Raw genomic sequence first — 12,663 nt, forward strand, 5'->3', positions numbered from 1 at the left:
TCGCTATATGCTATGAGCTTTCTCCTCTTCGCCCTCATTGCCATCGGAGCCCTCGGCCTTTTGGCGGCCTTGCTGTCTATTGGCGACAGCGATAGCCCCGTGGTACATGGCGATCACGACTGCGCTTCCTGCACAAGCCACGATGACGGTTCGTGTAAGATAGCCTGTATGATGGAGGAGTCTCGTCGGCGAAAAGAGGAAAAAGCACGTGTTGCTGCATCTGCTGATACCGATGGAGATGATGGCGATGACGGCAATTGCGTGACCGATGTTCATAGCGACGAGTCAGACGAGGATACAGATGACGCGTCAGACGATAGGCCTTCGGCCACAGATCGTCTGCCACTTACTCCCATCATACTGCTGCTCGCCATACTCGTTGCCGCCTCGTGTTCTACACAGCGAAATAACAGTCAGACACGAATGTGGCATGCGTTCAATGCTCGCTACAATACCTATTTCAATGCATCGCAAGCCTTTATCGAAGGATGCGACGAACAGGAACGCGGCAATCGAGACGACTATACCCAGTTGTTGCCAATCTATGCGGTGGGCAACAAGCAGAGCCGCAGTATCGGAACAAGTCATTTTGACCGTACGATAGAGAAGTCGGAGAAAGCCATTCGCCGTCATAGCATCAAGCGGCGCCCCGAATGGAACAAGCAACGACGCAAGACTAAAGCCGATATAGAGTGGCTCAATCGCCATGAATACAATCCGTTTCTCTGGCGTGCTTGGCTTCTTTTGGGCAAAGCACAGTTTCATGAAGGAAATTTTGAAGAGTCTGCTGCCACCTTTGGATATATGGCACGGCTATACAAAACGCAACCCATCATCCTTGCCCGTGCTCGGGCATGGCAAGCCAAATGCTATGCGGAGATGGGATGGCGCTACGAAACCGAAGATCTCATCACCAATCAGCGCCGCGACAGCATACCCCGTCAGGCTGTGGCAGATTGGGATTTTACCCTTGCCAACCATTATCTTCGCACCGGACAATATGCCGATGCCACGCGTTATCTCATGCGTTGCATACGTCATGAGCGTCGCCGCCAACGCAAAGCCCGTCTCTGGTATATTGTGGGACAGATCGAACAACATCAAGGTCATTCCCAACAGGCATTCGAGGCTTATCGCCATGTGGTTCGTCTGCAACCGCCTTACGAATTGGAGTTTAATGCACGCATCTCACAAACCGAGGTGATGGCCTCTGCCGATGCTAAGGGTATGATACGTAAGTTGCAACGAATGGCTGCGTCAGACAATAATAAAGACTATCTCGACCAAATCCATTATGCCATCGGCAATATTCGTTTAGCCCAGCGCGATACGTTGCAAGCCATTGCATCATACGAAGAAGGTGCCCGTCGATCTACCAGAAATGGCACCGAGAAGGGAGCTTTACTCCTCCAATTGGCGCAACTCTATTGGCAGCGTGAAGCCTATGCCGATGCACGCCGATGCTATAGTGAGGCTGTGGGACTTATCGATACCGCCCTTCCATACTATAAGGAAGTGAATCGCAGGTCGGAAATTCTCGACCAGTTGGTCCCCCTGACCGATGCTGTCCATCTGGAAGACTCGTTGCAACGCTTGGTTGCCATGCCTGAAGCAGATCGCCTCACGGTGATAGACCGCCATATTGCGGAATTGAAAAATGCCGAACGAGAGGCCAAACGCGCACAGCAGGATGCAGAAATGCAAAGTCAATGGGAGACGCAAAACGCCCAAAATAATGGTATGTCGGCTGTCGGTAATGATACAAAATCCTCCACTTGGTATTTCTACAATCCGCAACTTGTCAGTCAAGGTCGCATTCGTTTTGAACAACTTTGGGGCAAACGCCCCAACGAAGACGATTGGCAACGCAGTAATCGTTCCGTCGTACCAACGTTGAATGGTGAAGCTGACCATGAAACAGAGGTTGATGCCGATTCCGCAAAAACGACAGCTTCTGCAACAGATACCGGGAGCGATACCACCCAGCTCAATCCCTTTACTCGCGAATACCATTTGGCACAACTGCCTTTCACCGCCGAACAAAAAGCTGAGAGCGATCGCAAGATGCGCGAAGCACTATTGCCTGCTGCGGTCATCATGAAAGATAAGGTGGAAAATCTCGCCTTGGCCCGTCGCATGTTTACCTATCTTGTAGATCGATGGCCCACCGATTCACTCAACGATTTGGCATGGTATCATCTCTATCTGATGAATGCACGTGAGGGACGGATGGCTGATGCTGATTCTGCTCTTGTGCGATTACAACGTCAGTATCCGCAAAGCGAGTGGACCCAACTGCTCTCCAATCCTTATTATGCCGACAACCAGCGTTTTGGTCAACATTTAGAAGACTCGCTCTATGCTGCTACTTATGAGGCTTTCTGTCAGGAACGTTACCAAGAAGTGGCAGCCAATGTGCAACTCTCTGCCCAGCGTTTCCCCCATGGTGCCCATCGTTCCAAGTTCTTGTTCGTAGAAGCTTTGAGCCTGCTTAACGAGGGTAGGGTAGATAAGTCGGCGCAACAACTGAAACAAGTAGTAGAGGACTATCCTGATAGTGAGGTCGGCCCAATGGCTGGTCACATTCTCCGTGGACTTCAGCAGGGCCGCCGACCACAGGGCACTATGCGCCCCAAGGACGATATCTGGCGACAACATGCCTTGGCAGAATCTTCAGACAGTACGGTCGTTGATACGCTCAGCCTTCGTCGCGATGTGCGTTTTGCTTTTGTTTTAGCGTTCCATCCCGATAGTGTGAACCAAAACCAACTGCTCTATGAATTGGCACGTTATAACTTCACTTCCTATCTGGTGCGCAATTTCGAGATTGCTGTCAATAGTGAGGATCCCGTTCATCGACTCACCGTTAGCGGTTTCCGTTCCTACGATGAGGCTTTGCAGTATGCCCGCCATCTTTATGAGACCCCACAGATGACAGTTCGGTTGAAGGGATGTCGTCGCATCATCATTAGTGAAGACAACTTGCCGTTGCTCGGCACACAGTTTAGTTACGACGACTACGACCGTTTCTTCCAAGAAACGCTTGCTCCCGTCAAGACCGATTCCCATCCGTTGCTCAACAGTCCCGAAACAATCGTTGAGCAGTCTGCCGACCGTGAAACCGATGATGATGCCGATGAAGATCAGCTTCCCATGCCGTCCTCTTCTCCCGACCAACCCATCGTCATCGATTTCGACGATGACTTCTATCGGTAGGGAGGAGCGATATAATCTCCAGTTTTAGTCTGTAGTTTATACCGCTCCAATCCTGTAATTTGCTCAATAATATCGTATCCACCCCTTTGCTACGATGTAGGCAAGGATCATCGCAATGCAGTATAGTGCCGATATATACCATGATTTCTTTTCTTTAATATCGCTCATAAGATACATGCAGAACACGATGAAAAATAGGGCGGACACTATATTGAGCGTATAGATGAATACTTTATAGTCTATAATGTGGTATGTTACCAATACCCCTAAGAGCATCCAACATATAAAGAAATACGACCATACCGCCCGTTTTGATAAATGATTTATTTTCATATTATAATCTTTTGGCTTTATGATTTAGTTTTCTGTTTTTTTTATGCTATCTGTTTCTTGATTGGTATAACCATTGGTGCATGCTCTGTATAAGGCCTTTCCTGTCTTATCACATTCAATATATTGATATGTAGAGTATGCAATTCCAAGTGTAGCCAAGAATGGAGTGCTAAAAAATGCTAGTGAACAACCTACGAGATAATCTCTTAAACAAACCCTTCTACCTTTATTAAAAACTCCTAAACAATCCTTGCTAGAATTAAAAGATAAAATATCCTTGTCAGTACTACTATTAATGACAGCAGACATATAAATCAAACATAATTGCTCTTTAGGGCTTAACGACGGATTGGCTAGTATGCTCTCAATATCAATAATTGAATAGTCACCATTTTCTATATTTTGAATAGTATGACAAAACTCGTGTGAGGCACTTTGATTTAATAAAGAATTACGTTCATCAATTGTAAGTTCGTTAATATTCTGATATTGTTGTTCCTCTTCTAAATTATAGTTCAAAATATCTTGGTGTTCCTTACAAAATGCTATCAAATCAATTTTGATTTGCTGGAACAGTTCGTCATTTTCAAATTCGTCATAACCTATGACACTATTTAAGTCTCCTGTCCTAGTGAAGGATTTGGTGTTGAATTTGTTCCATAATGAACATTGTTTTTCATAAAATGACTTGAGCTCTTTTTGATATACCTTGTTTTGATCAAACTGTGAGCTGTTCTCTGCAAAAGGTTTGCACGCAAAAATGATACCTATCATTGTTGCTAACATAATTAAGCATGTTTTTTTCATTTTCTTTTTATTGTTTTAAGTTAATTATTATTGATGTGTACATCATTTATTTGTAAATAAGCGATAATAATGTTGTTGCTGTGGCAAAATTATAAGTGTTTTTTTTAGCGAAAAAGCATTTAACATATATTAATATATCAAATGTTGCATCTGTTATCTGTTTGTAAAAGTCAGAATATGAAGTGGTTGTAGCGAATAATAGAAAAGACTATATGCGAAAATTGCAACATGTAGAAGTAATATTCCCTTGTGATTTTAACGGAAAAAGCTTAACTTTGATGCCGAAATAACAATAGGCAAGCACAAATGAAATTGTTACTATGTATATTGACATTGCTTGGCACCCTTGTAGGCTGTCTGAGTAGTGAACATCGACAACTTGTGGCTGTCGATTGCCTATTGGATGAAGGTATGACAGACTCTGCCGTTGCTATGCTTTCTACGATGAAAATCGGTGATATACAACGTTGCCAAGACTCTGCATATTATGAACTGTTGACGGTGGCGGCTGCTGTCGAAACAGGACGAGGATGTGATGATAGACAACGGATGGACCGATTGACATTGTTGTTGTCCAACGAGCGTCTTATAGCTTACGCCTACCATTATGAGGCTTTGGTACAGTATAATAAAGGATATGTGTTTAATGCTATATGTGATGAAAGGATAGCAGAAGACTTTGCAAAACATACTGGTGACGGCAGATTGAAATATCGCATACTGACTGCATTAAGCCTTTTCCACTTTGAAAACGATAATAGTAAAACCTCGCTGATCTACGATTATGGCCGGCTTATGCTTGCTCAACAGGTGAACAATCCACAATGGGTGGCTCACACATTTACTCGTATGGCAGCCAATTATGCCGTGCTTCACAAGAACGATAGTGCTGCATACTATCAGAAACGAGCGCAAACAAAGCAGAAAATAATGGATGATGAGCATCGTGCCTTGCTATGGACCACGCAGGGAATGCTCACTGAAGGAAAGCCCGACCAGGCTTTGCGATGTTATCGGCGAGCTTTGCAAATCAAATCCAGTCCCCGTTGTCGTATTCTTCTGGCACAACTCTATGAGAGCCAAGGTTACACCGAACGGGCTGTGGCAGAATGGCATCAGGCACAGAACAATGCCACCCTGCAACAGCAAGTGACGATACAAAAAGCCTTGCGACAGTATGCACAGCAAGACAACAATATGGTATTGGCCGACCAATTGGCTTCTAAGATCATCACCTTGAATGATAGTTTGACTAAATTGTCGAGACATTCGCTTGCGGAAGCTGCCGAGTATAAGGCAGACAATGACCTCGCTCTGATGAATTCGGTAGATGAACAGATACGTTTGCTCTTTATCATTATTGCCGTAACAATGGGACTTATCTCCGTTGCGTTGCTCTCTTTTGTCATAGTCCGACGTAGCAAATGGCATATGAAAAAGATGCATGAGCGGGCGACGGTCATGGCAAAGAATGAAATCAAATCGAAGAAAGAAGTAAAGAGACTGACTCGAAATATTTTCGATCTCCATCATAAGCACAACCAGATAATGGTTGACGGACGCCGTTGTTACGAACATATCAAACGTGGCGATACCGTGGTGATGTGGGACAAGAAAGATTTCCAAAATTTTATGGAGTACTATCGTAGTCAGGATCCAGACTTTGTGTTGCATCTCGAAACTGATTATAACCGCCTCTCGGTAAAGCTCCAGTTCTTTGAAACCCTTTATCGTCTTGGCTATAATGATGAAAGTGTGGCAAAGACGATGGGCATTTCTTATAATACGGTACGTGCAAACAAAAGTCGGATACGCAGCAAACGCATTAATTGAAAATGATTTTGCAACACACGAAGATGCCTGAAGTCATTATATAACCAAATGAAATATCAGTTGGCTTTGGTGCATTCCTCTCACGCGCATGCGCACGCGATGTTGCAAAAAATCGACCACTCGACCACCGGTGTGGTATAAAATGTTGAGGCACAATGTTTTTAGGCGGGTGGTCGATGGTGTTGTATTGGCGATTTCGACCACCCATCGACCACCCATAATTATTTGTTGACAGCATTCTAAAACTACAAACCCGATAGAAACCGATGCATGAAATGAAGTTGTTGACGCTTGATAACACCCCTTCCCAATATCATAAAATACTTGCTCCCAATATTTGATAATACCCTTTTCCAATAGCTGACAACACTTGTTTCTAACGTTGAAAAGGCTCTTGTCTAACGTTTGACAACACTCTTATCAAACGTTGGATAATGCCTTTATCAAACGTTGGATAATACTTTTATCAAACGTTGGATAATGCCTTTGTCAAACGTTGGATAATACTTTTGTCAGCGGTTTGAAAAACCCTGAAAATAATATTCGTTTACAACGTGTGGACGTATACCTCACGATTGTTGGGTGTTTGACAGATGCTCGACAGGTGCTTTGTAAACCCGAATGTGAATCGTTGAATATGGCAATAACGCTTTGTAATACAGAGAATTGCCAAAATGTGATATTCGGAGCTATATGTCCTTATGGAAACAGAAATGATAGTGTGTCACCTTCGGCGTGTTGTACCGGAAATTTATTAGTTTTATTGTCAAATAGCAACAAGGCAAATCATGATTCGGAAGAAATAGGATACGTAGAAAGATAACAATGGAAAAAGAAGAACCGCTTGACTGGTCCTCAGCGGATGGGTCAAGCGGTTTTACCCTAAAAATAAACCTAAAATTCCAATACTAATGTTCTGTTTTTTGCCAAATGTGTTTCCTATTTAGCTTTTATTTTAAAGGTAAATTCACGGTCTGCATAGTGGAGACGATATTTCTCCATTGGTTTTGCTCCCCAACTGTTAATGCATCCCAAACCATATTGGCGTTGCTGGATGTGAAGCTGAACAAGTCCTTTTTCTACCAAGTCGCCACTATGTTGTCCCCAAGCATGCTCTCTCTTGATGCCAGAATCCAAATCTTCTACCAGGTATGGAATGGCGCTGCACTCCATGGGGGCGTTGCCTTCGAAGGTCAGTCCCTTGCCAGTAGCGGGATTGAAGATAGAGAAATAGCGGATGTCGGTATGGTTACCGCTCTCTTGTGGACGAACGTATGGATAATACTCATCCTTCACGTTAGCCTCATATTTACCGATAAAGGCTGAAGAGTGGCGGTCGATATAGTTTTCTTCGGGACCTCTTCCGTAGTATTCCAACTTAGAGAATGTTTCGGGCATCTGTAACTGCATACCATATCTGAACAGATCGGCTACCTTAGCCTCCTTGTCGGTGGTCATCTTCTCGGTGACAATCACCTCGCCGGCGGTATTGATGCGATAGGTAAGCATCAGCTGTGCCTTCACTTCAGGCATGTCAAACTGGGCGGTAAGCACCACGTTGTCGGTGCCGACAGACTTGTAGAATGAGGTCAACTTCATCTGTGGATTTCTCCAAACGCGCAACTCTTTCTGCAAAGATGCGCCAAAGTCGTTGTCGGTAGGTGCACGCCAGAACTCAGGCTTCATGCTTTCGCGGAACTTCAGCATGGGTTCGCCATCCACATCGAGATAGTCAATCATACCTGTAGCCTTGCCAACTGTGACAGTCATTCTGTTGGCAGTCACCTTCACATAGGCGTTGGTTTCTTCCACCTCAATGTTGCTTGCAGCTTGCATCTTGCCGTTTTTGGCAGGTGCTTCGGCCATTTCAGGAGCCTCCAGCTTGTCGAACTGATACTCGCTGACAATGAATTGCTGGCGTGAAGTCACTTGGCCTTTATCAACCAGAGCTTCTGTACCGTCGCTGGCAAATGCGAAGTTGACGGTGATTTCCTCTTTGGCATGTTTCGATTCAGCCTCACCAATAGCATATTTCAAAGCGTCGCTCTTGATCAATTTGGTGGTCTGAGGAGCGATACCCTTTGCCTCTGGAATCTCAACAACGGTGAGCTTCTGACCGTTGGCATAGACGGTGGCAGTCAGATTCTGGTTATCGATGGTCTTGAAGAAATTCTCATTATACACCTTGAATGCACCGTTTACAGCATCGAAATCGTTAATCCAGATGTTCTGATGATAATACTGAATCTCATAAGCGTGAGGATTCAAACGACGGTCGGGAGCAATGATGCCATTGCAGTTGAAGTTGTAGTCGCTGGCAGGATAGCGACCGTAGTCGCCACCATAGGTGAAGATTTCCTTACCGGTGATGGGGCTCTTGTCGCGCAGACCCTGATCTACAAAGTCCCAGATGTAACCACCTTGGTATTTTGGATACTTGCGGATGAGATCCCAATACTCCTTGAAACCTCCCTCTGAGTTACCCATGGCATGGGCATATTCACACTGGATGTAGGGCTTTGTGCCATCGCTTTGGCAATACTTCTCGCTTCCTTTATAGTCAACATACATAGGACAATGGATGTCAGTCTTGCTGTCGTATCCGCCACGCTCATACTGTACGGGGCGTGTGGTGTCTTGTGCCTTCACCCAATCATAGGCTTTTTCAAAGTTGATACCATAGCCACCCTCATTACCCAAGCTCCATACGATGATAGAAGGATGGTTGATGAAGCTTTTCACATTGCCTTCGTTGCGCTCAATGTGGGGCAGAAGGTATTCTGGGAATTTAGCAAGCGACTTCTCGCCGTAGCCCATACCATGTGTTTCGAGATTTGCCTCGGCAGTGATATACAATCCGTATTCATCGCAAAGGTCGTACCAACGTGGGTCGTCTGGGTAGTGGCAGGTGCGAACAGCATTGATGTTCAGTCGCTTCATAATCTTGATGTCCTGAATCATGCGCTCTACGCTAACCAGATAACCACCGTCCGGATCTACTTCATGACGGTTGGCACCCTTGATGAGGACAGGCTGTCCGTTGATCAGCAATTGTGCATTCTTGATTTCCACGTTGCGGAAACCGATCTTCTGTGGAATCACTTCCAATATGCCCTGCTTGTTTTTCAGCGTAATAAATGCTTTGTAGAGGTTGGGAGTCTCGGCAGTCCATGCCTTTACGTTAGGCACTTTGATAGTACCCTGCGCTCCAGAGGCCTCGGCAATCTGTTTGCCATCCTTGTCAAACAAGGCAATCGCAACATCGGTCTTACCGCCCTTCAGTGAAACGTTATAGTTCAACACACCGTCGCGATAGTTGTTTTCCAGTCCAGCATCCAAGCGGATGTCGGCAGCATGCAGTTTGGGACGTGCATAGAGATAAACTTCGCGTGCGATACCTGTAAAGCGCCAGAAGTCTTGGTCCTCGAAATAGGAACCGTCACACCAGCGCATCACCTGCATGGCAATCAGGTTTTTGCCAGGTTTGAGATATTTGGAGATGTTGAATTCAGCAGCAACCTTGCTGTCTTCGCTATAGCCTACATACTTACCGTTGACCCAAAGAGTCAGGTTGCTTGTAGCAGAACCTACGTGGAAATATACGTCTTTGCCTTTCCAATCCGTGGGAAGGTCGAATGTGCGACGGTAAGAACCGGTATAGTTGTTGGTCTCGCTGATATAAGGTGGATTAGGGTCAAACTGAGTTGCCCACGCATAGCCCACGTTTTTATAGGTGGCATCACCGTAACCGTTCAGTTCGAAAAGTCCGGGAACGGGGAAGTCTTTCCACTTTGAATCGTCATAGTTGACTGCAAAGAATTTTGCGGGACGCTTGTTGTGGTCCTTTACAAAATTGAATTTCCACATGCCCTCCATCGAAAGATAGTTGGCAGACTTCTTTTTGTCAAAGCCTTGAGCCTTGTCCTGCGACTCGTATGCAAAGAAAGATGCACGACGCGGTTCGCGGTTTTGCTGATTGATGTCCACATTTTGCCAGCGTGACTCATTCTGAGCCCATAGGCCAGTACTTACAGAAAGCATGGCGAGGCAAATCGATACTTTTACAATTCTTCTGAAATTCATAGATCTATAATTATTGTTTTAAATTATCTGAATAGTTGAGAGCCACCAACAGCGGTAAACTCCTTTTCGTTGTCTTTACGCATTTCAATAGCGGTACTGCTCCACCATGAAGGCCATCCTCCAATGATATTTGCCAAGAAGACAACCTTGATGGGGTGTAACCCTTTGGCCAATGCCACAGAGCTGTCGTTCATCGTACTTGCCTTTACGTCGCCTTCGTTGTTGACGACGAGCTTGTTGTCAATCCATACTTGTTCCAAACGCGACGAGAGGTAATACACTCCGTCCTCAGGAATGTTGATGTAACCTTCGGCAATAGCAGCGTAATTGTTAGCTCCGCGCAGCGTAGCACCATCATCTTTACGTTGGATTTTAATCTGTTCCAGATTGCTGATGATGGATTTTTCCCATTCTGCATCAGTCCAGTTCAGGTCGTCAACCTTTAGGAAATTACCCTTCACACGACTCATCTGCAATCCAGATTTTACACCATCAATCTTAATGGCAGGTGCATAGGTCTGCTTTTCAACATTGACTGTTCTGATGCGGCTCATCTTGCCGGAAAGCAAAACCGTTGCAATCTTGATGATGGTATTGTCGCTTACCTTGATGGGCGAGGTGTAGATGGTTGACGATGGAGTAGGAGTGGTACCGTCAAGCGTATAGACCATCTTGATAGGACGTGAGGTGGTGAAGGTCACCGTAGTGTCTTTAGTGATGACGACCTTGTCGCAAGAACCCCATGGCTGTTCGGGCAATGGGATATGATAGCGCACGCGATGTTCGTCAAGACGTATGCTGTTGACATCCAAACGGCGGCTGAAATCCTCGAAATTCTTGCGATTCATGGGCGACCATGCAATCTCTGCAAGTGCCAGCGCACGTGGATACATCATATATTCCATTTTGGCATTGGTGTACATATACTCCGACCAGTTGTTGCATTGTACGCCCAAGATATGATGAGCCAGTCCCAACGACTTGATGGTGTCGGGCACAGGATTGTAGTTGTATGTTGCCGACAGATATCTGGGAGGACTTGGGATGGTTACGGGTTCCACTTTGCTGTCTCCCTGATACCAGTCAAGATACATACCGTCGCTGCCAGGAGTCATGATGACGTCATGTTTCTGCATGGCAGCCTGTATTCCACCTTCCGTTCCGCGCCACGACATCACGGTAGCATTATCGCTCAAGCCACCTTCCAATATTTCGTCCCAACCGATAATCTTTCTGCCGTAGCCCTCCAGCATCTTTTCTACGCGCTTGATGACATAACTTTGCAGTCTTTCTTCAGCAGAATGTTTGCCGTCGGCCTGTAAGCCTTCGCTTTCTATGCGCTTCTGACAGGCAGGACAACTCTTCCAGCTGGTCTTCGGACACTCGTCACCGCCGATATGGAAATACTTGCCGGGGAAGAGCGGCACAATCTCTTTAAACAGGTCGTCTAAGAAATTGAACATATCTTCCTTACCTGGACACATCACGATATCCTCAATGCCCCAGACTGTGCGTGGAGTCCATTGCTCACCTTTGCAGGACAGATAGGGGTAGGCTGCAATGGCTGCCATCATGTGGCCGGGGAGGTCTATCTCTGGAATGACGGTAATATAGCGCTTTGCAGCATAGTCAACGATAGACTTAATATCTTCCTGAGTATAGAAACCGCCGTAGGTAGAACCGTCGCCTTCGGTGCGCAGACTGCCAACGGAGGTCAGTTTAGGATATTTCTTGATTTCTATGCGCCAGCCTTGGTCCTCGGTGAGGTGGAAGTGCATCGTGTTTACCTTGAACATGGACATCAGATCCAACTGTTTCTTCACATTCTCCACCGTGATGAAATGGCGGCATGGGTCGAGGTGGAAACCGCGATAGCCGAAACGTGGGGCGTCTGTGATGTCGCAACATTGTGCAGCCCACTTCACTCCGCTTACCATAACGGGACTTTCTATCTGCGCGGGCAACAGTTGCATAAAGCTCTGCATGCCGTAGAAAGCACCTTTGCCAGTCTTCGCCTTGATAACCACACCTTTGGAAGTGACCGTGAGGCGGTAGCCTTCGTCTGCCATCTTCAAGGAGGGAGTGATTTGTATGGAGATATGTCCCTTCTTCTCGCCAAGACTTACGGCATATCCTGTTGAGGCTTTTAGCTTGTCGGCAAGATATTGGGCTATGTTTCTGCCTTCGGGTGTTTGATAGGAGATGGTTACTGTTTGTGGTAACACAAATTCCCCTTTCATGACCTGCGTCTTGACAGGAACAGGGATGATATTGACATCGCCAGCGCATGCTGGAGTGGTGTTACCACCCAGCATTATAGCGCAAACTGCCAACGAACAAAATATCTGATGAATCTTTTTCATGTTCATGAATAGTATTGTTAGTTGTTTT

At 45.8% G+C, this 12,663-nt stretch carries 5 protein-coding genes; 2 read left to right on the forward strand and 3 right to left on the reverse strand.

Annotated features, from left to right (window positions below; translation table 11 throughout):
- The first annotated feature begins 12 nt into the window (after positions 1-12).
- Positions 13-3,216 (forward strand): tetratricopeptide repeat protein, encoded by a 3,204-nt coding sequence (locus CIK89_RS10205; protein WP_254046665.1) that lies wholly within the window; start codon positions 13-15, stop codon positions 3,214-3,216.
- Positions 3,217-3,573: 357 nt separating this feature from the next.
- On the opposite strand, the gene CIK89_RS10215 is transcribed toward CIK89_RS10205, so the two are convergent.
- Positions 3,574-4,356 (reverse strand): hypothetical protein, encoded by a 783-nt coding sequence (locus CIK89_RS10215; protein WP_144007400.1) that lies wholly within the window; start codon positions 4,354-4,356, stop codon positions 3,574-3,576.
- Positions 4,357-4,662: 306 nt separating this feature from the next.
- Between CIK89_RS10215 and CIK89_RS10220 the strand changes: the two genes are divergently transcribed.
- On the forward strand, positions 4,663-6,189 hold the full coding sequence (locus CIK89_RS10220; RefSeq protein ID WP_094464403.1) for a hypothetical protein: 1,527 nt from the start codon (positions 4,663-4,665) through the stop codon (positions 6,187-6,189).
- A gap of 939 nt (positions 6,190-7,128) precedes the next feature.
- Here CIK89_RS10220 and CIK89_RS10225 read toward each other — a convergent pair.
- The gene (locus tag CIK89_RS10225; protein WP_094391254.1) at positions 7,129-10,272 is read right to left on the reverse strand and encodes a glycoside hydrolase family 2 TIM barrel-domain containing protein; all 3,144 of its coding nucleotides are present in this window, start codon (positions 10,270-10,272) and stop codon (positions 7,129-7,131) included.
- Positions 10,273-10,295: 23 nt separating this feature from the next.
- Positions 10,296-12,635 carry a family 20 glycosylhydrolase gene (locus CIK89_RS10230; RefSeq protein ID WP_371593431.1) on the reverse strand — a complete coding sequence of 780 codons (2,340 nt, stop codon included), beginning with the start codon at positions 12,633-12,635 and terminating at the stop codon, positions 10,296-10,298.
- Positions 12,636-12,663 lie beyond the last annotated feature (28 nt).

Source organism: Prevotella sp. P4-119 (assembly GCF_002251345.1).
Lineage (GTDB): Bacteria > Bacteroidota > Bacteroidia > Bacteroidales > Bacteroidaceae > Prevotella.

Bases quoted from the DNA above. Each gene is read 5' to 3' on its own strand.
- CIK89_RS10205 (WP_254046665.1), top strand. From the start codon at position 13: ATGAGCTTTCTCCTCTTCGCCCTCATTGCCATCGGAGCCCTCGGCCTT.
- CIK89_RS10215 (WP_144007400.1), bottom strand. From the start codon at position 4,356: ATGAAAAAAACATGCTTAATTATGTTAGCAACAATGATAGGTATCATT.
- CIK89_RS10220 (WP_094464403.1), top strand. From the start codon at position 4,663: ATGAAATTGTTACTATGTATATTGACATTGCTTGGCACCCTTGTAGGC.
- CIK89_RS10225 (WP_094391254.1), bottom strand. From the start codon at position 10,272: ATGAATTTCAGAAGAATTGTAAAAGTATCGATTTGCCTCGCCATGCTT.
- CIK89_RS10230 (WP_371593431.1), bottom strand. From the start codon at position 12,635: ATGAAAAAGATTCATCAGATATTTTGTTCGTTGGCAGTTTGCGCTATA.